The 24,919-nt window shown below is 48.2% G+C and carries 23 protein-coding genes; 9 read left to right on the forward strand and 14 right to left on the reverse strand.

Translation table 11 applies throughout. The annotated features are described in order from the left end of the window. Positions 1-17: 17 nt before the first annotated feature. The gene (locus tag ACOQOZ_RS05625) at positions 18-989 is read left to right on the forward strand and encodes a diguanylate cyclase (RefSeq protein WP_420591300.1); all 972 of its coding nucleotides are present in this window, start codon (positions 18-20) and stop codon (positions 987-989) included. A 12-nt stretch (positions 990-1,001) separates the two neighbouring features. Here the strand turns inward: ACOQOZ_RS05625 and ACOQOZ_RS05630 are convergent, their stop codons facing one another. From ACOQOZ_RS05630 to ACOQOZ_RS05645, 4 genes are all read right to left on the reverse strand, one after another. After that, positions 1,002-1,589 carry a glutathione peroxidase gene (locus tag ACOQOZ_RS05630; RefSeq protein ID WP_420591301.1) on the reverse strand — a complete coding sequence of 196 codons (588 nt, stop codon included), beginning with the start codon at positions 1,587-1,589 and terminating at the stop codon, positions 1,002-1,004. Between the two features lie 82 nt (positions 1,590-1,671). Continuing rightward, the gene (locus tag ACOQOZ_RS05635) at positions 1,672-2,064 is read right to left on the reverse strand and encodes a DUF2750 domain-containing protein (protein ID WP_420591302.1); all 393 of its coding nucleotides are present in this window, start codon (positions 2,062-2,064) and stop codon (positions 1,672-1,674) included. Between the two features lie 85 nt (positions 2,065-2,149). Beyond that, a complete protein-coding gene (locus tag ACOQOZ_RS05640; RefSeq protein ID WP_420591303.1) occupies positions 2,150-4,324 on the reverse strand; it encodes a hypothetical protein in 2,175 nt (724 codons plus the stop codon). Positions 4,325-4,492: 168 nt separating this feature from the next. Further along, complete coding sequence (locus ACOQOZ_RS05645) at positions 4,493-5,785, reverse strand: NCS2 family permease (protein ID WP_420591304.1); 1,293 nt, start codon at positions 5,783-5,785, stop codon at positions 4,493-4,495. Positions 5,786-6,059: 274 nt separating this feature from the next. Here ACOQOZ_RS05645 and ACOQOZ_RS05650 point away from each other — a divergent pair, with 274 nt between their 5' ends. The 5 genes from ACOQOZ_RS05650 to ACOQOZ_RS05670 all read left to right on the forward strand — a co-directional run bounded on the left by ACOQOZ_RS05650 (position 6,060) and on the right by ACOQOZ_RS05670 (position 13,077). After that, positions 6,060-7,370, forward strand: a complete 1,311-nt coding sequence (locus ACOQOZ_RS05650) for an efflux RND transporter periplasmic adaptor subunit (RefSeq protein ID WP_420591305.1) — start codon at positions 6,060-6,062, stop codon at positions 7,368-7,370. Next, on the forward strand, positions 7,370-10,513 hold the full coding sequence (locus ACOQOZ_RS05655) for an efflux RND transporter permease subunit (RefSeq protein ID WP_420591306.1): 3,144 nt from the start codon (positions 7,370-7,372) through the stop codon (positions 10,511-10,513). Before ACOQOZ_RS05650 ends, ACOQOZ_RS05655 begins: the two co-directional genes overlap by 1 nt. Beyond that, complete coding sequence (locus tag ACOQOZ_RS05660; RefSeq protein WP_420591307.1) at positions 10,513-11,256, forward strand: TetR family transcriptional regulator; 744 nt, start codon at positions 10,513-10,515, stop codon at positions 11,254-11,256. Before ACOQOZ_RS05655 ends, ACOQOZ_RS05660 begins: the two co-directional genes overlap by 1 nt. Before the next feature lie 145 nt (positions 11,257-11,401). Further along, positions 11,402-11,944 (forward strand): adenine phosphoribosyltransferase, encoded by a 543-nt coding sequence (locus ACOQOZ_RS05665; protein WP_420591308.1) that lies wholly within the window; start codon positions 11,402-11,404, stop codon positions 11,942-11,944. A gap of 17 nt (positions 11,945-11,961) precedes the next feature. Next, a complete protein-coding gene (locus ACOQOZ_RS05670; protein ID WP_420591309.1) occupies positions 11,962-13,077 on the forward strand; it encodes a nucleoid-associated protein in 1,116 nt (371 codons plus the stop codon). Here the strand turns inward: ACOQOZ_RS05670 and ACOQOZ_RS05675 are convergent. The 4 genes from ACOQOZ_RS05675 to ACOQOZ_RS05690 form a co-directional block, all read right to left on the reverse strand. Continuing rightward, positions 13,074-13,826 (reverse strand): hypothetical protein, encoded by a 753-nt coding sequence (locus tag ACOQOZ_RS05675; protein ID WP_420591310.1) that lies wholly within the window; start codon positions 13,824-13,826, stop codon positions 13,074-13,076. The genes ACOQOZ_RS05670 and ACOQOZ_RS05675 overlap by 4 nt on opposite strands. Before the next feature lie 109 nt (positions 13,827-13,935). Then, a complete protein-coding gene (gene tcdA / locus ACOQOZ_RS05680; RefSeq protein ID WP_420591311.1) occupies positions 13,936-14,751 on the reverse strand; it encodes a tRNA cyclic N6-threonylcarbamoyladenosine(37) synthase TcdA in 816 nt (271 codons plus the stop codon). Between the two features lie 46 nt (positions 14,752-14,797). Further along, positions 14,798-15,463 (reverse strand): hypothetical protein, encoded by a 666-nt coding sequence (locus ACOQOZ_RS05685; protein WP_420591312.1) that lies wholly within the window; start codon positions 15,461-15,463, stop codon positions 14,798-14,800. 267 nt (positions 15,464-15,730) lie between these two features. Then, the gene (locus ACOQOZ_RS05690; protein ID WP_420591313.1) at positions 15,731-16,198 is read right to left on the reverse strand and encodes an SUF system Fe-S cluster assembly regulator; all 468 of its coding nucleotides are present in this window, start codon (positions 16,196-16,198) and stop codon (positions 15,731-15,733) included. 107 nt (positions 16,199-16,305) lie between these two features. Here ACOQOZ_RS05690 and ACOQOZ_RS05695 point away from each other — a divergent pair, with 107 nt between their 5' ends. Then, positions 16,306-16,908, forward strand: coding sequence for a peptidylprolyl isomerase (locus tag ACOQOZ_RS05695; RefSeq protein ID WP_420591314.1), 603 nt, complete (start codon positions 16,306-16,308; stop codon positions 16,906-16,908). A gap of 129 nt (positions 16,909-17,037) precedes the next feature. On the opposite strand, the gene ACOQOZ_RS05700 is transcribed toward ACOQOZ_RS05695, so the two are convergent. Continuing rightward, positions 17,038-17,919 carry an AEC family transporter gene (locus ACOQOZ_RS05700; RefSeq protein WP_420591315.1) on the reverse strand — a complete coding sequence of 294 codons (882 nt, stop codon included), beginning with the start codon at positions 17,917-17,919 and terminating at the stop codon, positions 17,038-17,040. Positions 17,920-17,982: 63 nt separating this feature from the next. Continuing rightward, complete coding sequence (locus tag ACOQOZ_RS05705) at positions 17,983-18,855, reverse strand: AraC family transcriptional regulator (RefSeq protein WP_420591316.1); 873 nt, start codon at positions 18,853-18,855, stop codon at positions 17,983-17,985. Positions 18,856-19,003: 148 nt separating this feature from the next. Here ACOQOZ_RS05705 and ACOQOZ_RS05710 point away from each other — a divergent pair, with 148 nt between their 5' ends. Continuing rightward, a complete protein-coding gene (locus tag ACOQOZ_RS05710; protein WP_420591317.1) occupies positions 19,004-19,543 on the forward strand; it encodes a carboxymuconolactone decarboxylase family protein in 540 nt (179 codons plus the stop codon). Between the two features lie 200 nt (positions 19,544-19,743). Further along, on the forward strand, positions 19,744-21,789 hold the full coding sequence (gene mnmC / locus ACOQOZ_RS05715; RefSeq protein WP_420591318.1) for a bifunctional tRNA (5-methylaminomethyl-2-thiouridine)(34)-methyltransferase MnmD/FAD-dependent 5-carboxymethylaminomethyl-2-thiouridine(34) oxidoreductase MnmC: 2,046 nt from the start codon (positions 19,744-19,746) through the stop codon (positions 21,787-21,789). Positions 21,790-21,851: 62 nt separating this feature from the next. Here the strand turns inward: mnmC and ACOQOZ_RS05720 are convergent, their stop codons facing one another. The 4 genes from ACOQOZ_RS05720 to phaC form a co-directional block, all read right to left on the reverse strand. Next, positions 21,852-22,067, reverse strand: coding sequence for a hypothetical protein (locus tag ACOQOZ_RS05720; RefSeq protein ID WP_420591319.1), 216 nt, complete (start codon positions 22,065-22,067; stop codon positions 21,852-21,854). Positions 22,068-22,133: 66 nt separating this feature from the next. Next, the gene (locus ACOQOZ_RS05725; protein ID WP_420591320.1) at positions 22,134-22,445 is read right to left on the reverse strand and encodes a YheU family protein; all 312 of its coding nucleotides are present in this window, start codon (positions 22,443-22,445) and stop codon (positions 22,134-22,136) included. Continuing rightward, a complete protein-coding gene (locus ACOQOZ_RS05730) occupies positions 22,435-22,881 on the reverse strand; it encodes a hypothetical protein (RefSeq protein ID WP_420591321.1) in 447 nt (148 codons plus the stop codon). Before ACOQOZ_RS05730 ends, ACOQOZ_RS05725 begins: the two co-directional genes overlap by 11 nt. Before the next feature lie 176 nt (positions 22,882-23,057). Next, the gene (phaC, locus tag ACOQOZ_RS05735; protein ID WP_420591322.1) at positions 23,058-24,848 is read right to left on the reverse strand and encodes a class I poly(R)-hydroxyalkanoic acid synthase; all 1,791 of its coding nucleotides are present in this window, start codon (positions 24,846-24,848) and stop codon (positions 23,058-23,060) included. Between the last annotated feature and the right edge of the window lie 71 nt (positions 24,849-24,919).

Below are 24,919 nucleotides of genomic sequence, written 5' to 3' on the forward strand. Positions count from 1 at the left end.
TAATCCGGGTTTCAAAGATGCTGGCACCTGCCATTCCTGACAACGAAAGTGAACGCCTGCAGTCATTACAGGCGTTACATATGTTGGATACCCAACCCGAAGAACGCTTTGAGAGAATCACCCGCCTGGCAAAACGTCTGTTTAACACGCCGTTTGCGGCCGTTACGCTGATTGATCAGGATCGACAATGGTTTAAATCGATTCAGGGAATCGATATTCAGGAAACCACCCGGGATATCTCCTTTTGTGGCCACACCATCCTCAGCCAGGAAGCCTTTATCGTAAACGATGCTGCCGCCGACCCACGCTTTGCAGACAACCCGCTGGTAGCTGGCCCACCTTTTGTGCGGTTTTATGCGGGTTTTCCGATTACTCTGCCGGGCGGCCATCGGATTGGTACATTGTGTATTCTCGACCAACAGGCACGGAGCTTTTCCGCGGACGACATTGCCTCACTGCAGGATCTGGCGCACATCGTTCAGACTGAAATTGCCTCCCAGCAGGCAGCAATCATTGATGACCTGACACAGATTTTTAATCGCCGTGGCTTTTCTTTATTAGGAGACAAAGCACTGGCCAACGCCCAGCGTTACCAGTGGGCTTGTTCACTGGTGTACTTTGACCTGAATAAATTTAAAAACATTAATGATCAGTTTGGTCACGCCGTGGGCGATGAAGTACTGACAAACTTCTGCACCCTGCTGAATAATAATATGCGTGGTTCGGATATTTTTGCCCGGATTGGTGGCGATGAATTTGTTGCCCTGTTACTCAACACGGATAAGACCCAGGCGAAAAACAAGGTTAAGCGGATTCGGGAAGTGGTCGCAGAATACAACCAATACAACCCGGAAGATGTGGCGATTCACTTCTCTTCCGGTGTGGTTGAGTTCACAACCGGTAAACACGAACACCTCAGCGATCTGATGGCCGAAGGTGATCGTTTAATGTACCAATGCAAACAAAATCAGGACTCTGACGCCCTGTGATCAGATAGGCGTTTAGTTTAACAGCGCCTCAATATCATCTTCGTCCGGCATAAAGAAGCTGGAATTTGAACTGATAATCTTTCCATCCGAGCCCACCAGATACTTATAAAAATTCCAGCGTGGTGCCACATCCTGGCGAGCCACTTCCAGGAACATCGGGTGGGCGTTTTCGCCCTTCACCGGCACTGTCGACAGCATGGTGAAACTCACACCAAAGTTCTTAAAGCAGATTTCTGCCGCTTTGCCTTCGTCTTCGTCTTCCTGATCAAACGAATCGGACGATACACCCAGTACCACTAACCCCTGGTCTTTGTATTTTTTGTGCAGCGCTTCCAGATCACCAAACTGGTCAGTAAAACCACAATGGCTGGCGGTATTCACCAGCAAAACCGGCTTTCCTGCCGTCACTTCACACACGTCCAGAATTTTGGAACTGTGCAGCTTTTTCATTTTGTGGTTAAAAATGGCCGGACAATCTTTGCTGCTGTCGCTTGCCTGAGGCGCGGAAGCGGCTTCGGGCTCTGACTGACCGGCGGCCGTAGCCAACGGTAATAGCGCGACCGAAAGACCCAGCGCCAGCTTTCTGAACATCGACTTCATAGTTTGTATCCACCCTGCATCAAAATCTGATTTATACAAATGTTATACAAAGTTCGGTGATGCTTGTCACTGGCCATATGTGTCAGATTGATGCCAATGCCTGGCGTAAGCCTTCATCCAGCTCATAAGGATCCACCAATAAGGCTTCTTCTTTCAGGTTCGGGAATACCACCAGCAAGGTTTCATCCTGCTCTAAGCCCGGCGTCCAGCGCTCCAGCCAGACATCCAGCTCAACCGCTTTGGGCTGACAATCACTCCATTCACCATTACACCACTCTTTAGCGTAATCCGGGTGCGGCCATACCGGCAGACAGTTCTCCCCCTCTTCCGAGCTGATGGTCACCCAACCCTCATCATTGGCCAGACTCCAGATTTCACCGTATTGAGCGGCTTTTTTCAGAAACAGCTCATAACGTTTGTTATTGGATAATTTCAGGGTAGCCTGATGGTCTTTCTGGCTCAGGGAATAGCTCATAAAGGGGTACTTTCACAGATATAAAAACGCCCTGCATGATACTCGTATTCGACATACAGGGCGATGCGGATTTGTAACAGTAGCGTTATTGGTTAAATACCACCGGTAGCAGAGCCTGGTCGCCGCTATCGAGGTTAGTTATCACCAGTGTTTTTAACCCTCTATCGAAACCGATTAGGCGGTTATTTATTTCATCAACAGCTATCACATCAAGTTGCCTGCTCACTCCCGAACGACCAGCAAAAATCTCAGAATTAACTCGATCATCCGTTACGGAAACTAAGCGAAGGGGCTGGCGAATATCGCCAAATAACCACCCCTGACGATAAACCGGATAGGATACAAAACGCTGATATACAGAGTCATACAGATAATTCCCTTCCACGAAAACGGAAGGTAGATTCTCATCAACCTTCAGTTTTTTAATATTCGAATTATCATCCCCATCAATGATATACGCTGAATCTCGGCCAATAATCAGCAGTTCACCTGTAGGTAAAGGTAACGAAAGCCCAATAGAGCCGTGATCCGGGAATTGCTTTTTTATCAGCGATGTAACACTCCTGGAAGTACCGTCTTCGTCATAAACATGGTTTGTATCTGATAAGAAGCTATCAACAATGAACTGTCCCTGCCAGGATGACACTCTGACAAATGGTGTGAGTATACCCAATATTGCAAATACAGGATCTCGACACTCATTTTTGCCCTGAACATGTATCGTTTTTTCAATAACCTGCTCTGCAAAATCAACTTGTCGAACTATACACTCAGCTGCCGTTTCATCCCTGCCGGGTATCCAGGTAGCAATGGTAGCTAAACGACCACTTTCTGGCCGGGTAGAGAATCTTGATATAAGCGATTGAATGTCACTATTCAATTCGGCTGTCTTAACCAACTCCTCCCCTGCCCCGAAGCGGTATGTAGCCCAGGAATCATCTGCAACCTTAGCAACTGCTTTCAGCTCACCAGCCGAATCTTTATATAAATTGTAAAACTCGACGGATTTATTGGCATCAGGATCTTCAAAAACCGGAGATGGCGAAGACACCCTGAACACCGCGTATTCATTTAAGTAGTAGAGCTCTCCCTGAGAGTGATGAAGATCACCAATAACATGTACGTCATTGGTAGTGGCATAAATATTTGAATACTCCCCGGAAGCTATATCATAAACGGAGCTCTCATATCGGTAGAGTTTTTTATTTTCCGTCTGACTGATTTCCTGCCGGGTCTGAAACATCCATTTTTCACCATCAGACCTGATATCACTGGCGATATATTTGCCTTTTAACTTTTCACTCAGATTATCTTTAATAACTGTTTCACCCGTAGTCGGGTTATATTCGCTAACCCAGCCATTGCAGGGATGAAAGCTGTATATTTTCTGAGTTCTAGCAGAGTAATGAATATTTTTTGCACAACCTAAAATCCCATAGCCACTGGGGTCTGGCCTGCTAAAAGAGGTTTTCTCTTCAATTTCTGCAGATGAAATATCAAACTCATACAACTTTTCGCTGCTTAATAAAAAGACACGATTAATATTTTCATCCAGCGTCAATCCAACATCGAAGCCGCCACCCATCAAGCCATCGTCTGTTTTATCCTGCCAAAGCGTTACCATACGTTTATCTGAAAACGAATAACGCAATAGTTTTTTTTGTGTTTGTTCCCATAGGTACAGGTCAGCCCTGTCTTTGGACAATTTAAAACTGGTATAACGTTCAAAACGTTCTTCTGAAGCATTGGGGCGATGCAGAATAGAATAGTTTTTTGTAGAGAGGTCCACATCAAGCAACCAACCCTGCAGTGTGCTGACAATCCAGCGATTGCCAGACAGATAAAACATATTCGAAACCCTGAGATCGAATATAAAGTTTTTAAATTCAGAAGTTAACGAAGCATCCGGCTCATGACTGGCTACGACTTCGATGGAGTTTTCTCCATAGATAACCGGCATATCCGCCGTCCAGTACCCTTTACGCTTAGGGTTCCATTTGGCTTTAACACCATTAACCATAATCGATTCAACATCCGACTGCAGGTTGTCGCCCTTAACGATGGAATCAACATAACCACTGACTGAAGTTACCGTCGCCTTACCACCCAGATTACTGCCCTCAGGTGGAAAGGTAACAACAAGATCACCAGAGATGCGTTTAGGCGCTGGATCAGATTCCTTATCGTTGCCGAAATCAATCTCACAACCAGATAGAAACAATAGTGTCAGGGTGATAGCAAGGGAGCGTAGCACTGCCATTGAAAGTCCTTTTCCTGCGGGCAAAAGAGAGTTTAAAGATTCGGAATTATAGCGTCAGAGGTGCAATTTTGACAGATCAATCAATTCCTCTGGGTTTGACCACACATAAAAAAGCCGCTGCCTTGTTACCAAAGCAGCGGCTTTCTCATTGAGACCAGAAACATTGAATCAGCCGACGAAAATCACTTTCGCCAGCAGCAGTGCGGCAATCACAATCACACTGGTATTCAGTTCATGTGCTTTTCCGCCCAGCAGTTTAGCGGCCGCATAGGTGATAAAACCAAGGGTTACACCATGTGCAATCGAAAACGTCAGAGGTGTTAACAGCAATACTACGGCAACCGGGGCCGCTTCTGTCAGGTCTTCCCACTCCACTTCCTTAAGCGTGAACATCATCAGAATCGATACATAGAAGATCGCGCCAGCTGTTGCGTAAGCCGGAATCATGCCAGCCAGAGGAGCGATAAAGATGCTCAACAGAAATAACAGACCAACAGTCACGGCGGTTAAACCCGTGCGACCACCCGCAGCAACACCGGCAACACTTTCGATGTAACTGGTCGTCGTCGATGTACCCAGTGCCGCACCGGCAACGGTTGCAGAGCTATCCGCTAATAGAGCACGACCTAAACGTGGCACTTCGCCTTTTGAGGTGTTCAGGCCGGCACGCTCGCTCACCGCAATCAGGGTACCGGAGGTGTCAAACAGATCGACAAATAAGAAGGCAAAGATAACGCTTAACATCGCAACGTCTAACGCAGCTTTTACATCCATCGCCATAAAGGTTGGTGCCAGTGATGGCGGAGCAGACACGACACCTGTGTATTCAACATTGCCAGTTACCAGAGCAACGACGGTAACCAGCAGGATCGCCAGCATTACGGCACCAGGAATATTGCGCTGAACAAATGCCACGATCAGGAAGAAACCGGTCAGAGCCATGGCCGGACCAAAATCGGTTAAATCGCCCAGGCTTACTAATGTGGCCGGGTGATCAACAATAATGCCGGCGTTCTTCAGCGCAATCAGCGCCAGAAAAGCACCAATACCTGCGGCAATGGCTTTCTTTAACGTCGCAGGAATGGCATTGATGATCCACTCACGTACTTTGAACAAGCTCAGCAGAATAAAGATAACGCCGGAGAGAAACACAGCTCCTAATGCCGTTTCCCAGCTGTGCCCCATTCCCAATACAACACCATAGGTAAAGAAGGCGTTTAAGCCCATTCCCGGCGCCAGTGCTACCGGCAGGTTTGCCCAGAAGCCCATGATAAAACAGCCAATTGCAGCGGCAACACAGCTGGCAACAAACACCGCACCGTGATCCATACCTGCATCCGCCAGCATCGCCGGGTTAACAAAGATGATGTAGGCCATGGTCAGGTATGTGGTTACGCCGGCCAACATTTCAGTTTTTACCGATGTACCAAACCGGTTTAGCTGGAACAGTTTTTCTAGCATTTTGCAGCACCTTAGTGTTGGAGGCTGAGCCAGCCGCCGAGAGGTCAGAATTTAGTGAGTGGGCGATTATACCGGTCAGATGGCGTTCGCCAAGATTTACCGGGCAAATAGCTGACTAACCTGACAAATTTTCATCTTAATCGGCACATGGCTCAAATAGTCATAAAAAATTCATTCATCGACCCTTTCCAATACATACGTTCTTGTATGTATAATTGCCAAACTCATTACATACATTCATGCATGTATTTAAAAATCAACAACAGGTACAAAGATGAAACCGGTGCGCCCAATGATTCACAGAACGCTGCTAATTGCTTCACTGCTGATGCTGACTACTTACGCTGCCAATGCAGAGGATTCTGAGATGCCTGTGCAGAACAGCGTCAGCCGACCAAAAGTTTCTGTAGAACAGGTGCAAACTGCAGATATTACTCAGTGGGTGATGACTCAGGGTCGTGCGAGTGCCATCCGTCACGAGTACCTGAACTTCGAACGCCCTGGCAAAGTACGCTACATCGCCAAAGGAGAAGACGGCCGGCAGTTGCGAGCCGGGGACAAAGTGCGCGGCCCGATTGAGGGCGAGAAGTTCGGCCAGCTACTGGCACAACTCGACAGCCGCGAAGATCTTGAGCGCGTTCGTGGTCAGGAAGCGGCATTGGTTGCAGCACAGCGCCAGGTCGACAGCATGACTTCGGCATTGGAACAATCCCGCGCCAATGCCCAACAGGCAGAAAAAGATTTTCAGCGCGCAGAAGAGATTTTTGCCAAAGGCGCATACAGCCAGGGCCAGTTTGATCAGATCAAAACTCAACACATTAATGCTCAGGCCGAAGTGAAACGCGCACAGGCAGCACTGGCCAGCAGCCGCAGCCAGGTGAAAACTGCCGTTTCACAACTGAATGCGGCCAAAATTGGTCTTGAGAAAACCAGTATTTTTGCCCCCTTCGATGGTGTAATCAGCTATCTAAACATCCGCAAAGGTGATTACAGCAATGGCCAGCCGATGGCCGGTGCCGATGCTCAACGGCAATCCAATGCTGCCATTGTTGTTGTCGATAACAGCGCTTACGAGATTACTCTGGAAGTGCCCTTCTATCAGGCCAATCACCTGAGCGAAGGACAGCCTGCCTTTATCGCACCCAGTGCCATCTCCCTCACAGCGGCTGCGTCAGGCAATTTTAACGACAGCGGCATTGCCAGTGGTGAAGTGTATTCCGTCAGCCCGTCAATCAGCCTCGCCGGACGCACCGTTCAGGTAAAAGTACGCACCAACAATAAAGTCGAACAATTACGTGACGGTTTGCCGGTATCGGTATGGATCGCCAGTCAGCAGGCAAATAACACCCTCAGTGTTAACGAAAATGCCGTGCAATACCGTGGCACCGGGTCATTTGCTTATGTTGTAAACGGCGCAGGCATTATCGAAAAGCGCCAACTTGTTCTTGGACTGGAAGGGTTGAACAAATACCAGGTTATTGAAGGACTGGAAAAAGGCGAGAACGTGGTAACCGGTGGTGCTCACCTGGTATTTGATGGCAGCCAGGTTGAAGTTGTCAGTGCCCGTATCGAAGGAGCGCAATAATGGCCGGGTTATTCGATAAGCTATTTCTGCAAACCGTTTTCGCTCGTTTAATGCTGGTGTTTATCCTGCTTGCGGGTACTGGCGCTGCCATGACGATGATTATCGAGAACAACCCCGATCTCGAAATTCCACAAATGGTGGTCACCATTGAGTGGCCCGGCGCCTCATCGAGTCAGATAGAAAAAGAGATCATCAATAAAGCGGAAAAGAAAATTAAGGGAATCAAAGGCCTGAAGAAATACGCCAGCGGCTCGTTTAACTCCTTTGGCATTATTACCGTCGAGTTTAATGCCGACATGGATATTCCCGTCGCTCGCCAGCGTTTAAAAGCACGCCTTGACGAAGCTCGCAGCGAATTCCCGGATGCCGCCAAAGCGCCCCAAATAGAAGAAGTTTCGGTTAGTGATATTCCGATTGTCTCCTTTATGCTGCACGGTGCGCTGGATAATGAAACCATGGCCACCGTGTCTGAGCACGTTAAACGCAAGCTTGAAAACCTCAAAGGTGTTAAGAAAATTGAATTAGCCGGTGAAACCAAAAAAGTGGTTCACATACGTATGATCAGTGATCGCTTACGTGCTCTGGCCATCAGTCCGATTACCGTCAGAGATCGTTTACAGGCTGCTAATATCGATGCTCCATGGGGAAAATTTGAAGGCGATCATCAGGAATATCAGATTAATCTGAATGAACGCTTCGCAGATATTGAACGCCTGAAAAAATTGCCAATTATTAAATTATCCGAAAATCGCACCGTATTATTAAAAGAAATTGCCGACGTTTACCTGGGCACTCAGCGCTTAAAATCATTGTCAGCATACAGTGTTGATGGCCAGCCATTCGAAAACGGCGTCAATGTTTCTGTCTTTAAACGCCCTGGTGCGGATGCCTTGCTCTGGATTGAAACCGCTAAGCAGGAAATGGAAAAAATTTCCCAGTCATCAGTCTGGCCACAGGCATTGAATTATTCCGTCATCAGTGACGAGTCCGAACAAATTGATCAGGCATTCGGCGATATGTTTTCCAACATGTGGCAAGCCATGGTTCTGGTATTTATCGTTTTATTTGTCATCATGACCTGGCGCGAAGCGCTGATTGCCGGCATGGCAATTCCACTGACCTTCCTGGCCAGTTTAATTTTACTGGCAGCCACCGGTTACACCCTGAATTCCATTGTATTGATTGGCATGGTGATGGCGCTGGGTATGTTAGTGGATGTTTTTATTCTGGTGATGGATGGCATGAACGACAGCCTGAATAACAAAAAAATGTCGATGTCCGACGCCATTCGAAATACGGTGAAAAGCTACGCCCTTCCCGCTTTTGCAGGTCAACTAACGACCATTCTGGCGATGGCACCGTTAATGGCCATTGGTGGACTTGATGGTAAGTTTATTCGCCAGATCCCCATGGCCGTTGTCTACTGCCTGATATTCAGTTTTATTATTGCCTTTATTATTTCAGTGCCGTTATCCCGATATCTGTTAAAAGAAAAAACCGATAACAGCAAAGCCGATTCAGGATTTTTTGACCGTTTGATGCAAGCCAGCAGCCAGAAGGTTCACAGCTGGATTCTGGCAGGACCGCTGGCAAGCAAACGCCGCTCGGGAGTGTATGTCGGTATTACCGTTGTTGCTTTTATTGGCTCTATGATACTGGCCGGATTTTTACAATCTGAAATGTATCCGAAAGCGGATGGCCGCAATCTCGGCATTACGCTGGAATTGCATCCGAATACCGAGTTACAGGAATCGCGTCGCATTGCTGAAAAAGTAGGTGATTACTTACGCCAGCAACCCTATTTTTCTGACATTACCATGCTGGTAGGTGCACAATCTCCATTCGCCCGTACCAGCCTGTCGGACAATCTTTTACCGGAAGAGTCCGAACACCTGATTGGTTTCAGCGTACGTTTCACTCCCAAAGACAAACGCGAAAAGCTGGCCTATCAATATCTGCCGGAAATCAGCAATGGTATTCACCAGAGTCTGAAAAATGAGCCTGGCTGGAATCTGATTCTGACACCTCAGGTTGGTGGTTCTAATGCACAAGACCCGGTTCAGATCGAAATTACCGGCCCGGACGTTAAGCAATTACAAACCCTGGCACAGCAAATTAAACAGAAATTGGAGCAAATTCCGGGAACAACCGACGCTCGCGACAATATTGGTGCGTTAAGAAATGAAGTGGAAATTTCCTATGATCACGACGCCTTGAATTATTTTGGTTTAAGTGAAGACGATGTCTCCGACCAGGTTCGGTTAGCACTGGAAAATGATGAAATCGGTAAATTTAAACGCGACGGTATTCTGGAAGATTACCCGATTCATTTGGGCACCGAGTGGCCAAGCCGCAATAAACACGTCGGCGGGCCAACAACCGACGAAGAATTTATGCTGATGAAAGTCCTGAACAGCGAAGGTCAGGATATCAGCCTGAGTCTGTTGACCCGCTATCGTGTTGAACAAAAACCGGTCACTCTGATTCACTCCCAGGGGATGCGCGCGGTTACCATCAGCGCAAAAACCCAGGATCGAACCGTCGCAGAAATTCTCGCAGACATTCAGCCACAGCTGGACACCCTGGTTGGTGGTTATGGCGACCAGTACCAATATCGCTTCCGTGGCGAGGCAGAAAGCAGTGAAGAAGCCTACGGCAATATCGGCAGCGTATTTATTCTCGCTATGTTCCTGGTGTTTGCGGTACTGACGCTGTTATTTAATTCATTCCGCCAACCATTAATTATTCTGGTCACCATTCCTTTCGCCATGATCGGGGTCTTCGGCGGCTTCTTTTTGTTTGGAATGAACATGTCCTTCCCGGCAATGATTGGCATTGTGTCCCTGGTTGGCATTGTGGTGAACAACGCCATCGTGATGGTGGAATACATTAATCAACAAACCAAGCTGGGCATGTCGGCAGTTATGGCAGCGGCCGCAGGTACCCGGGATCGTTTCCGGCCAATTATCAGCACCAGTTTAACCACCACTCTGGGCCTGATTCCTCTGGCCATGAGCGACCCTCAGTGGTACCCATTGTGTATGGCCATTGTCTTTGGATTAACCAGCTCTACCGTTATTACACTGGTGATCATTCCCTGCATTTACCATCTGTTAGCGCCAGCGCAGAAGGAGCAGGTATAATGGACGGCATTACTCTGCCACCAGCCACCCTGGAACATACAAAAGACTACAATAGTCGCTGGCCGGTTCACCCGGTCAGCCTGCTGTACCAACAACTGGCTCTGAGCTTTAAAGAACAGGTAAAACCCTATATGCCACGTAAAACCAAAGATGAAGCTGAACAAACCCGCCTGAGCATTATGCAGGCGGCCATCGAAGTGTTTAACGACAAGGGCGTGTCGCGTTCAACGCTGGCAGATATTGCCACCGAAGCAGGCGTTACACGTGGTGCGATTTACTGGCATTTCGACAACAAAACGGATCTGGTGCATCAAATGATGAGCCATTACTTTGATGGCATCGATCAGCAGGTTCGCGAACAGCACAGCGGCCTTCAGGGCGTGGAAATGCTGCTGAAGGCAGTCGACAGCTGGATTGATATCATTGAGGAGCGCGAAGACATCCAGAAACTGCTGGAAATTTCTTTCTTTAAGATGGAACACACCGGTGATATGTCTGCTTTGCACGAAATTGAAAGCAACATTCTGCAAAGTGATATCTCTCAACTGGTCAGCGATTTACAACACAATGTACAAACCGGCGACATCAGGGCAGATGCAGACCTGACCAAAGCCAGCATCTCATTTATTGCTCTTTCCCAGGGCATCCTGATGCAATGGATACTGCTGAAGAAAACCTTTTCTCTTCGTTCCGTATTGATATCCAGTATCGAAGCACTGCTTAATGACATCCGGGTAAAATAAAACCCGCCATATAAGCAGTGAGACCTCCCATTACTGCGCAGCTCTGTATAAGCGCTTCGCAGTTGGTTAGAATGCGCGGCTTTATTTGACCAACCAGACAACTCTTGATCTGTTGCTATGGCACAGATCTGCTACCGGAGCCCCTATGAGCCGCTATAGCCAGGAAATTAAAGACGCCATCCGCACCGTTCCGAACTGGCCTGAAGAAGGTGTGATGTTTCGTGACATTATGCCGCTGCTTCAGGATGCCAAGGCATTTCGCCTGTTGATTGACAGCTTTGTTCACCGCTATCAGAACATGCAACTCGACGCGATTGCCGCCATTGATGCTCGCGGCTTTATTCTGGGTGCCCCACTCGCTTACGAACTGGGTTTAAGCCTGGTGCCGGTGCGTAAAAAAGGAAAACTGCCATTTAAAACCGTTACTCAGGATTACGATCTGGAATACGGCAGCGCCACCATTGAGTTGCATACTGATGCGTTTAAAGCCGGTGATCGGGTACTGGTAATGGATGACTTAATTGCCACAGGTGGTACTATGCTGGCCGCCTGTGAGCTGGTGAAAAAACTGGGTGCTGAAGTGGTCGAAACCGCGGCCATCATCGACCTGCCAGATCTCAAAGGTGGTGAAAAGTTGCGTCAGGCTGGTTTTGACGTTTACGCCATTTGTGAATTTGAAGGCCTCTGATACGGAGCCAGAGTTTTATGACCATACGCCACTTTGTTACTCATCAGATCAGCAAAGATCCGAAAGAACCTGCCGCTACACTGCATTGCAGCGAACAGGAAGCCGACTTTGACGACGAACACAGTGAGCGTTTTTATTCCCAGGCGACCAGTCAGCTCAAGGGCATTCTGACCCAGCGTGCCGGCAAACGTTACGGTGCTTTCCACCCGGAAGTGACCCTGATGCGGGCGCAGATACAGGACTGGAAAGGTGATCGACAGAACTTTATGTCGCTCACCCGCCGCCTCAGCAAGTACTTCGCCAACAGCCTCGATAACACCGAGTTTGCCATCGACGGTTATCTGGCTTTTATCTATGAAGAACTGGCCGACAGCGATCGGTTATACGTATTCCATTTGCGTCGCAAAACCAGCGTATCGATTAATGCCGATATGACGTTAACAGAAACGCATTATATTGATTTTTCCAATACTGGCTTTGGTGTCATGATCAACCTGACCGATTGGCTGGTACAGGAAGAAGAAAAATACATCACCTTCAGTTTTGGCCGTGCCGATAAACCGCTGCAAAATCAGTTCGGTGATTTTATGGGGTTTACCGATACGTTAGACACTGCTGCTGAAACCGAAGCCTTCCTGCAGATTGTTGATGAGTTCAGCCAGAACCTGCCTGCAGAACAAAGCTTCGAATACAAAAGCAAAGTTGTCGATTACTGCATGGAGCAGGATAAACGCGGTGAGGCCGTCGATTTTACCGACTTGGCAGATTACGTTGAATCGCAAATGGAATCGAAACCGGAAAGTAAATCCGGCGAAGACTTTTCTCATTATATTGTCGAAAAACAAAAGGAACGTCAGGCCAGCAAACCCGCTTTAACGCCGGAACAAATGGCCGAACAAGGCGCTCCAACTGCTCAGGTAGCAGAAGCCATTAAAACCGAATTAATTCCGGACCGGAGAAAACTCAAGAGTTTTATTCGTTACAGCGGTAAAAACAAAGATATCAGCCTGAGTTTTTCCGCTGCCATGCTGGAAGGTGACGTGGTATTTGACGGCGTTAATAACCGTTTGCAGATTAATAAGTTGCCTGAATCTCTGATCAAGCAACTTAAAGCACAAAAAGAAGACGACTAAGACGATTCGCCTGCGACCAGTTCATCAGAGATACCGGTCTGAATTAATGTCCGCAATGAACTGGCAGTACGGCGAACAATAAAAACGGCCGAATTTTTATTGTAATCCAACACGGTTTTTTCGATAAATTTCCATTTGCGCGTCAGTGTTTTCGCCAAGGCCGCATCGCTGACCTTCAGGTTTTCCAGCTCCGTTTTAAACATACGGTTGTAGTCTTCGATACCAGTTTCCGGCACCGAGAACCCACCAAATACATTGATGTTATAAAAAGTATAACCACCGACAACCTGCTCAAGATGAATTAAAGACATCAGTAGTGGTCTTTTGTCTGCGGCGATATCACCTTCAGAAATCTCTGCCCTAGCCTTCTGCAGTGCTTCAACTAATTGCTGCTGCAACACTTCGTAACGGCGGGGAAATTTCACCATATCAGCCTGATCATCTTCAATCAGATCGGAGTACACAAAACGCGTCAGTACTTGCCAGTGTTTGGCGACCTGTGGCCAACGGGAATTAAAATCGGCAACCAGTTCATCGCCGTTTTGCAGGGTTTTTTCCAGATCAGCCAGAGAGCGGCGATCCTTTTCTTTGTGAATATAGTCACTCATATCGCCGAGGGTACGATATATATTTGCTTCGAAAAGCAGCAGAGAATGACTTTGTTTAGCTGATTCTGCCTGACAATGAGCCGTTAGCATCAAACTCAAAGCGACCAGAGTAATTGCGATGTGGTTGAAGAAGCGATCCATGGCACCAGCTCAGTTATTATTATGAACCTTCATGCTAAGGTGCCAGAGCGAGATAATCAATCATTAGCGTTGAGCAAATCAGCCAACCAGCAAACATTTCAGCTCATGCTCAGCTTTTCTTGCCAGCATCCCTGGCAATTCGCTCAATCACGCGGGATGCGGCGACAAATCCGAACGTTCCCGTCACCATTGTGGCTGAACCAAACCCGGACGAACAATCCAGCCGGGTACTGTCACCAGCAAAGGACTTAGTCTGGCAAACACTGCCATCCGCCTGGGGGTAAGAAAGTTGTTCGGTAGAAAACACACAGGGAACAGAATAATTACGCGAAGCATTGCGGGAAAAATTGTATTCGCGACGTAATAACGAGCGGACCTTACGGGCCAGTGGATCATTAAACGTTTTATTTAAATCACCAATCTGAATCTGTGTCGGGTCAATCTGCCCGCCCGCAGCACCGGTGGTCACTATGCGGATTTTATTACGCTTACAGTGAGCAATCAGCGCCGCTTTATTTTTTACGCTATCAATGCAATCGATGACGTAATCAAAACCCGGGGGAATTAACTCGCGCTGATTCGCTGCCGTTACAAACTCCATCTTGCTGTGTACGGTTACTTCAGGGTTGATGGCTTTGAGACGCTGCTCAACTGCCTCAATCTTTAATTGCCCAACAGTGGATTTCATTGCGTGAATCTGACGATTGGTATTGGTCACACAAATGTCGTCCATATCAATCAGTGTTATTTCACCCACACCTGAACGCACCAGCGCCTCAGCAGCCCAGGAACCCACACCACCAATGCCAACCACACAAACGTGAGCACTGGCTAAGCGCAGCAGACCATCGTTACCATACAGGCGGCCAATGCCGCCAAAACGATCAATATAATCGGGAGTCAGAGAAGAAAAATCGGCGCTCATCACACTGTCGGACAGAAAACTTGGAGGCTGGAGTATACCACTAATGTTAGGAAGCGTTACTTGCCAGCGTTGTGCTTTGTTGTTGCGGCAAGCGCAACCAGCGAGCTGTTTGAGAGATGCGGTGCAACGTCGGCTCACCGTGATCAAATGTACGCTGAATGCCCCGTAGTGTGTCTTTTGGCAGCTTACCCAGCAGTCCGTGTTTTAACGCCGGAACCGGAGAAATTTTAGCCGTCAGTACAGTCACCAGAGTGTTCAGAAAGTCAGCCGATAAACGCGCGTGCTCGTGATAGTTGATACTCAGAGACACATGATCTTTTTCCTGCTTCAGCACCAGATAATCATGCTGCTGCAAAGACCCCTTTACCGCACCGAGGAATCGGGTGAAATCCTGATGGCCCTGCAATGAATCATGATCAACTGCAGATAACGCATCAATCCAAAGCTGGCGGAAGCGACGCTGGCTGATACTGGCTTCAACCACTTTGAACTCAAGACGCATCGGTAGTGCCGGAGTTTCAGCGGTGTCTTCACTGTCAGCCTGTTCGCCACTCAGATCAAGACGCTCGTAACGATCCTGAGTGTATAACGCCGTAGCAAACCAGGGCTTATCGAGGGTTTCAAACAAACCAACCCCTTTCAGATCCGCCGCGGAAGTAACACTGGCGAACGTCATAGTGAGCAGCAAAAACAGCGCTTTTCTCACGGTCATTTTTTACCTCGTTTTACATTTCGACCGACACGACCATCATGCGTTTTTATGAAATATCCCAGCAACGACCAAATACGCCATGTTCGCCCAAACTCGTCAAACAACCGTCACAAAAGCCAATAACCCACATAAACCATTGATTTAAAACAATTTTAATTTTTGACCAAAAACGGAGCTGGCACCTGAAAGACCATAATTGAGACATGGGTCATAAATATGACAACGATCAGCAGAAACGGCTTTTCGAAAGATAGAGAGGAAGGAAAGTCAGAGGTTAATCAGGTTGATACGGCCCGATTGATCAACCAGGTCGCGATACAAGCGGTCCTGCATTTCGGGCTTACGCACATCTTCAAGCGTTACCCGGGCAAGCACCTGCATCAACAGTTTATTGATACCGCCCCAGCTACTCGACAGTGAACAGTTCTCTATAATGTCGCACTGATGATCATCAACCGAGCATTCCGTCAGAGCCACTGGCCCTTCAAATGCCTGTACCACGTCGAGAATGCGGATCTGCTCCGGTGCGCGGGCAAGCCGGTAACCACCCTTGGCACCACGCTGGGCAATCACAAGTCCGGCATCCGCCAATGCTTTCATTACTTTGCGCACGGTTGGCAGTGGAAGGACGGTGGCGTCAACAATGTCTTCGGTGGATTGCTTCACCGACCCGGCACGGGCCAGGTGATCAAGCACCACCACACCGTAATCTGTCAGCTTACCAATCTTTAACATTCACCTGCCCCACTGTTGCTGGATGTGATGATACCATGAAGCACCTTCACAAATGCATTCGCTTACATTAGCGTAACGACACTTATAAAAACTCCATGGAGAGAACTATGCGCCCTATGGCCAAAATTTTTATTCTGATCACCAGTTTACTGGCAACTCTGATGTCTTTTTCAGCTTACGCTGCCGATAACAAAGCAGCAGCAAAAGAGGCAACCAATCAGGCTGAGGACACGGTGACTGTTGTGATCAAAACCAGCCAGGGTGATATTGAGCTGGAATTAGACCGCGCCAAAGCGCCAATCAGTGTTGAAAACTTCCTGACCTATATCGAATCAGACCATTATGACAGCACTATCTTCCACCGTGTTATCCGCAACTTCATGATTCAGGGCGGCGGTTTCGATGAAAACATGATCCGCAAAGCAACGCTGCCGGCGATTAAAAACGAAGCCAAGAACGGTTTAAAAAATGATCGTGGCACCATCGCGATGGCTCGTACCGGTCAGGTTGATAGCGCTACCAGCCAGTTTTTTATTAACACCAAAAATAACGACTTCCTGAACCATGGTTTCCGCGATTATGGTTATGCCGTATTTGGTAAAGTGACTCAGGGAATGGACGTCGTCGATAAAATTGATAGCACAGCGACCGGTGCACGAGACGTTCCGGTTGAGCCAATTGTGATTAAGGATGTTATTGTTAAAAAATAATGACTCTGAAACTAAAAAGCGCGACCGATTCCGTCGCGCTTTTTAATTCTGACCAGATAATATCCGCAACAATCCTGCTCCGGCACTTTTCAAAGCAGCCGCTACAAATTTACAGCAATGACTGCAAATTCAAAGCAACCACCACAGCAGCGCAGGCACAGAAGCAAAAGAGATCAATGTCGACATAACCACCATACCCGCTACCGCTTCCGGTTCACGCTGATAGCGCTCCGCAAACAGATAATTAAATACGGCCACCGGCATTGCCGCCTGAATAATAACAACCCCTTTCTCTGTTCCCTCTAAACCCAGAAGCCCGGCAACCAACAGCCCGACTAATAAGCCTCCACCAATGCGCATCACACTGTAAAACAAGGCTTGCTGCCACTGTCCAACATGCAACCGCTGTAGCGAAACACCCAACGTGATCAACATCAACGGGATGGTCATACCACCAATTAATTCAACCGAATTTTTCACCGGAGCTGGAAGAGACAGATCAAATGCGAGCAAGCTGACTCCCAGGACGATGGCGTACAGAATAGGCATCTTTATCATGCCTTTTAAACCACCGGCGTCGCGCCCTCCGGCTAATAAAATACCGGCGGGAAAATGTGCCACCGACAGCACCATAAAAAATGCCAGAGCTAATGCCAGACCTTCTTCACCAAATGCCAGCATACAAATGGGCAGACCCATATTGCCAACATTCGGGAACATAAATGACGGTAAAAAAGCCCGAACATCATCGCCACGGAGTCGCGGAATAATAGCACCCAAAGCTCCCATCACAGCAGCAACCAGAATGCAGGCTAACGCCGTGCGCTGAAAAGCCTGAATATCCAGCTCAACACTACTGAGTACAGACAACATCAGACAAGGCGCACCAACGTGCAACACCAGTCGGGAGATAAATTCCGGATCAAAGTCATAACCAGACTTTGCCCAATAAAAACCGATGGCGGCACAGGCAAGTACTGGCGCCATCACAGAAAAGATTTCATATAACATAGGCGAATGCTACACCAAGCCCGCCTCGCTCAACAGGCGCTTAACGTCGTAGGTAAAAATCCTTTACCGCGCTGCACGGACATCCCCTACCGTGCGGCTGAATTGTTTTTTAAAGGCACGAGAAAATGCCGCCTCAGAGCGATAACCAACAGCGTCGGCTACGGCTTCAACACTGGCGCCACGCTGTAATTCAGCCCAGGCCAGCTGAATTCGCCACCAGGTTAAATATTGCGTTGCCGTCATACCACTGGTTTTACTGAATAATTCGGCAAAACGGGTCCGGGACATGCCCGCCTCTTTCGCCAGCGTTTGCAGTTGCCACGGATTTGCGGGCTGTCGATGAATGGCTTCAACCGCTTTATATAATCGCGGTTGTGCGTACAACGCCAGAATACCGCTTTCGTGTGGGTAATTTTCGGCATAACAGCGCAATGCATAAGCCACCAGTAATTCGCACAAGCGATTCAGCACCGGGCTGTTCATCTCGACTCCGGCAATGCTTTCAGCGACGATTAATTGCTTCAGCGGCTCCAGCCATTGCCGGGCTCTTTCTGCCTTAACCACCAGTACTCTGGGCAACAACCTAACTAGCTGCTCGCCACCCTGATGCTGAAAATGAATCGAACCACACAACATACTGGTACCAGCCTGGTGCTGGGATGCTGCAATGCCCAGATGTTGCTGTGGCCCGGTTAACGGCTCAATTGGCTCCATGGTGTGCGGCAATTCACGTGGGAAAATTACCACGTCGCCTTCGTCCAGACGCCACTCACCTTCATCAGGCACCCGCAATAAACAGCCTCCCTGGGTAGGCATATGGAAACAGGTTGCGTCCAGCGTATGCTCTCGAATCAACCAGTTACCGCACACCCGGGCATTATGGTAAACATCCACATCCAGACGGACTAAGTTCAATAAATCATGAATGACGGCCAATCGTAACGTCTCCTGCAGCAATCAAACCGGTACGTTAAAGCATATATTTCGTACTATAAAGCATTAATCAACCCACTCATAACCTCTATAGTGATATCTCACTTATCACAACGGCCACCCAATTTACGGTGGCACCAGGAGATCAACGATGGCGTTTACCCTATACGATATTGAGACGGCTCCAGAAGCAGTTGCAAAAGAGCTGGAAGCTTCACAAAAAGCGTTTGGCTTTATTCCGGGACTGCACAAAGTACTGGCAGCAGCACCAGAGGTTCTGACGGCCTATAAACAACTGCATACGGCATTTCAGAACACCAGTTTTAACAGCACCGAGCTGACGGTGGTCTGGCAGACCATCAACTATTACCACCAATGTCATTATTGCTTACCAGCACACACTGGCATTGCTCATATGATGAAGGTTGATGAAACAATTATCTCTGACCTGCAACACGGCAAAGAGTTGCAGGATGACAAACTGCGTTCATTACAGGAGACCACCCGAGCATTAGTGGATCAGCGCGGAAACCTGACAGAAGAGCAAGTCGCTGCATTTAAGGCTGCAGGTTACGGCGAACAACAACTGTTGGAGATCGTGCTGGGATTGGCACAGAAAACCATCAGTAACTTCGCGAATCACCTGGCAGATACACCAGTGGACGAGCCGTTCCAGAAGTTCGTGGTTTAATTCTTTGAGTCACCGCTGACGTTAAAAGTCATCGAACTTGTTCGGTCATACCGGTTTCTATCCACGAAACCGGTATTCGCACTACTCTGACAGATATCAAAACTACACTTGCCAGATATCCAAGAGGCATTAAATTCATTAGGCCAGAACAACAACTGCGGATAAAATATCGGCTTGTCGAACGTTATAAGCCATCCACAGTGTCTAAATCAAACAGCCTTTCAAATCACCTGCCTTCTCAACCATTAACCAGCCCAGAACTGAGCTGGAATGATCAGGGACTGCCTGTTTCACAACAGTTTGATGATCCATACTTTTCTGTTGAAGATGGCCTCAATGAAAGTCGCTATGTATTTTTACAACACAACGGCTTACCGCAGCGCTGGCAAAACTGGCAGGGAGAGTTTGATATTATCGAGACCGGTTTTGGCACCGGTTTGAATTTCCTCATGACCTGGCAGAGTTTTGCCCAGTCCCGACAGGAGTCAGGCAACGAGGACATCTGGTTACACTACACCAGTATCGAAAAATTCCCGCTGAATAAACAAGAACTCCGGCAAGCGATGGCACTCTGGCCCGAGCTCAACGAATTTACCGAATTATTATTGCAGCAATATCCGCTGGCAGTTAACGGCTTTCATCATTTAATCTGGCCGGAACATAAAATCCAGCTGACACTGATCTTTAATGACGTTCACGACGCATTGCCACAAATAAATGGTCCGGTTCACGCATGGTATCTGGATGGTTTTGCTCCCTCAAAAAATCCTGAAATGTGGACCGATAATTTATTCCGGCAAATGCGGCGAATTAATGCATTACAGCCACATCAGGAATCAACCATAGCAACTTTTACGGCTGCTGGTATTGTTCGCCGTGGTATTAAAGGTGCTGGATTTAATATTAAAAAAGTACCGGGGTTTGGCCGCAAACGAGAGATGCTGGCGGGTATTTATCAGCAATTTAATGGGCCAGAATTGCCTCCATTAAAATGGCATAAACCCTGGTTAGTAAATACCAACTCTCACGGCAATCAGCCTCCCAAAAAAGTTACGATTATTGGCGCTGGCCTGGCAGGTTGTACCACTGCACGGGCTTTAGCGGAACGCGGTATTGAAGTACAGATTATTGATCGCAAAGGCATCGCACAGGCCGCATCAGGCAATCCCCAGGGTGGCTTATATGTGAAACTGGCCGCTGGCGACAACGCCGTTCATACCGATTTTTATCTGGCGGCTTACCAGAGCAGCTTGCGGCACGTCGTGAACGTACTTGGCCAGGGTAAAGATGAAGGCAACTGGAAAAACTGTGGCGTCCTGCAACTGGCGTATGACGAAAAAGAAGCGCGTCGCCAGCAAAAATTTCTTCAGGCGCAATCTTATCCGCCAGAGCTGGTGCACGAAGTAACAGCAGATCAAGCCAGTGCCCTGGCGGGCTGCCCGCAATCCAGCGGCGGATTGTTCTTCCCACAAGCCGGCTGGGTTTCTCCGGCGGAATTTTGCCAGCAGTTGATTGATCACCCTGCTATTTCTTTCGAGAAAAGAGACATCCAGGCGCTGGCAAAAAACACCGATGACTGGACCTTAACAAACAACGCAGGCGACACACTTTTCTGCCAGCAACTGGTTATTGCCAGTGCGTTCGAAGCCAAGCAACTACTTCCCGAAGCCTATTTACCGGTTAAACGTATTCGTGGCCAGCTAAGCATCCTCGACACCAGCCTGGTGCCGAATATCAATACGGTTCTGTGTGCCCGTTCTTATATGGCGCCGTCTAAGCTCGGACTAACTTGCCTTGGTGCAACGTACAATCTGAATGATGACGACGAAAACGTTCGCGCCAGTGATCATCAGACCAATCTCGGCCATCTCAGCGATTTTGGTCCGGCCTGGGAAGATATTGATCATGACGCGGTGGTGCAGGGTCGCGTGGGCTTCCGCTGTACCACGCCGGACTACCTGCCGATGGTGGGTCGACTTCCGATGACCGATGCCTTTATTGAGGCGTTCCGGCCAATGGTTAAAAATGCCAAACACATACCCGCAGTTGAGGCGCCTCAGCTGCCCGACTTGTGGCTGAATATTGGCCACGGCTCCCGTGGTTTAGCATCAGCACCCTTGTGCGCTCAACTTCTGGCAGCCCATATAACCGGTGGCGCACTGCCACTCAGCGCTGCCATTCAGGAGGCTCTGTGGCCTGGACGATTTTTACTGCGGGATATGCAAAGAAGAAAAATTGGCGGGTAACGACAGACTGCGCGATACCGCATTGCGATAGGTCATCGGCTCTGCGGATGTAACAACGAGATTCAGACCACCCGTTTGATTTGTTTACGCTTGGCATCCGCGATGGCACGGCTTTTCGCCTGCTCGCCGTTTAACCGAATATCGCGCATGGTTTGCTCCAGCTCAGCACAACACTCGCGGATCTCCGCCAACTGATTTTTAAGCAGATCCACATCCTGCATCGCATCATGGATGCGGCGGCGGAGTTTAACTTGCTGGATATCGGTAATTCGCTTCACACGGCCTCCGGAACTCAACACATCACCGGCGCATTCACAGCTGGAACCCCTGAAGCAATCTCAGAGTTACCCCTGCCAACCCTGCTGCCGGAGAAATTCGGTCATTTCAATGTGGCAGGTCTGCTGCACCGGGTCAAATAAAAGTGTCGCCTGGCCCGATTTGAGTTGTGCCAGAACCTGAGCTTTTTTATCGCTCAATGAAAAATTGTAGTCGCCATAATCAGTGCCTTCACGGCCGACATAGTCTTCCAGAATAGCATCAAGCGCGTCAGCGCTAAGGCGCTGATAAGGCACAGCGATCACACCTTGTTCAGGCGCATCTTCCATGTGTGAGGGCAATTCATCCGTATTAGGGTTTGAGGTGTAATCAGCCGGCAAAACTGGCTTCCCTTTCCCATTCACAGCTCATACGTAACTCTGCGTCTGACGGCGCGTGGGAACCGTTTTCTGCCTGCCAGTGAAAGGTGTGTTTACCGGACAACTCCGTTTCAAGATGAACCGTGGCATTAACCCAATACATCCCTTTCAACAGAGTTTCAAATTGTTTCAGCCAATGTTCCCATTCGTATTCGACGGCTTTGTACGAAGCCGCAAAATGGATCAGCTGAGTTTGATAGGTGCCGCTGAAGACATCTTCACCGGGCATAGAGAACATTTCGCGGCATAACAAAGACCATTCGTCATCAACTCCCAGCGGCAGATTCTGGATTGAACTCCAGTTAGCGCGACGCTGTAAACGAGCACTGAACTCATCTACAGCGGGAACATGGCGAATAACGCCATAGACAACAGATTCCTGATCAAATTGAGACACGAGATGTCCTTACCACTAATAGCTTCTGGCATAATAGCTGAAAGCGCCAGCAGGAAAAACCCTTGTTTTAATTCCGTTCAGGCAAAGCTGCAAATATTCCAAGCGTTTGATTCATAAACGAAAAACGGCGCCGAAGCGCCGTTTTTACTAGCAGAAATGACAGCTTATGCTACCGATTAACTGGCCACCACATCGATGATGCGTTGCTTAACATAACGACCTGGCGCTTCTTCTAATGTTTCCAGTTTGCCATCGCCAGGCTGACGCACGTCAACCATATCCATATCCCCCTGCTTCAGCACCCACTGCTGCCAATCCAGCCACCAGGAACCTTCGTGGTTTTCACTGCCCTGATACCAGTCATCGGCAGACTCAGGCAGTTTCTCGTTGGTCCAGTAACCGTATTTATTGGCTTCCGGAGGATTAACAATACCAGCAATGTGACCCGAACCACCCAGTACAAAGCGGTTCTTACCGCCGAGCACTTTGGCACCGGTGTACGTTGCCTGCCACAAAGCAATATGATCCTGAGCGGCAGAGATAAAGTAGCTTGGCGCTTTAATCGCACTCAAATCGATTTTCACACCATCCAGCTCCAACGCATCCTTTTCAATCAGCTGATTGTTGAGATACATATTGCGCAGATAAAACGAGTGCATTGCCGCTGGCAAATTAGTACTGTCGGTATTCCAGTACAGCAAATCAAATGCCGCAGGACGCTCACCTTTCAGATAATTATTAATAAAGAACGACCAGAACAAATCATTCTCGCGCAATGTGTTAAAACTGAATGCCATTTGACGACCATCGTAATAACCCAACGCGTCCATTTGTTTTTCCAGACCTGCAATGGCGGTTTCGTTAATAAACACACCTATTTCACCCGGCTTGGAGAAGTCCATCAGTGTTGCCATAAAGGTGGCTGACTTAATGGTCTCTTTTTTCTTTTTCTTCTGATAGGCCAGCGTGGCCGATAACAAGGTGCCACCCAGGCAGTAACCGATGGCGTTCACACCTTTTTCACCGGTCGCTTGCTCAATCGCTTCAGCTGCCGCAATTGGGCCTTCAAGCATGTAGTTTTCAAAACCTTTATTGCGCAGCGACGGACCAGGATTAATCCAGGAAATAACAAAGACTGTATGACCCTGATCGACCAACCATTTAATAAAGGAATTTTTCTCACGCAAATCGAGAATATAAAATTTATTAATAAACGGCGGAACCACCAACAGAGGACGTTTATAAGTTTGTGCCGTTGTTGGCGTGTACTGAATCAGCTGCATCAGGTCATTCTGATACACCACGCTGCCTTCGGTGGTCGCCAGGTTACGGCCAACCTGAAACGCACTGGTGTCAGTCATGGCAACATTCAGTGCACCACTAACGCTGGTTTCCAAATCTTCCAGCAACTGCTCCATGCCAGACACCAGATTTGAGCCGCCCGTTTCCATGGTTTTACGGATAACTTCCGGATTCAGGTTGGCAAAGTTGGTTGGCGACAATGCGTTCACATATTGACGAACTAAATATTCAACTTTTTGACGAGAATGATCACTTAAGCCATCAGTGTCCTTGATCATTTTCATCAGAGTCTGCCCCTGTAATAAATACAGTTGCTTCATATAATCGAACATTGGGTTTTCGGACCATTGTTCGTCTTTAAATCGTTTATCACCTTTCTCCGGTGCAACAACAGGATCAACATCCTGACCCATAAAACGCAAAGCCGTTTGCTGAAACAGCTCTTGCTGTTGTTTCATCATTTCCATCTGATCAGCAATCACTTTGTTCGGATTGCTTATCATCGCTTCGCCCAGTTCACGAAATGCCTGAGTGAAGTCAGTCATAACAGAACCTGCCGGGTCCTCTGCAGTACTTGGTTGCGTTGCCATCTTTTGCCAGAAGCGGCCATATTGCTCCGCAGCACGCCCTGCCATGTCATAAAAATCTTTTACGGCAGTTTCCATGTTTTCCGTTGGCAGCCCTTTCATACATCACCTATCCATATCCGAGAGAAAGAAAATAAAAAGGCCACCAA

Origin of the sequence: Bacterioplanoides sp., assembly GCF_965219715.1 — a bacterium.
GTDB lineage: Bacteria > Pseudomonadota > Gammaproteobacteria > Pseudomonadales > Oceanobacteraceae > Bacterioplanoides.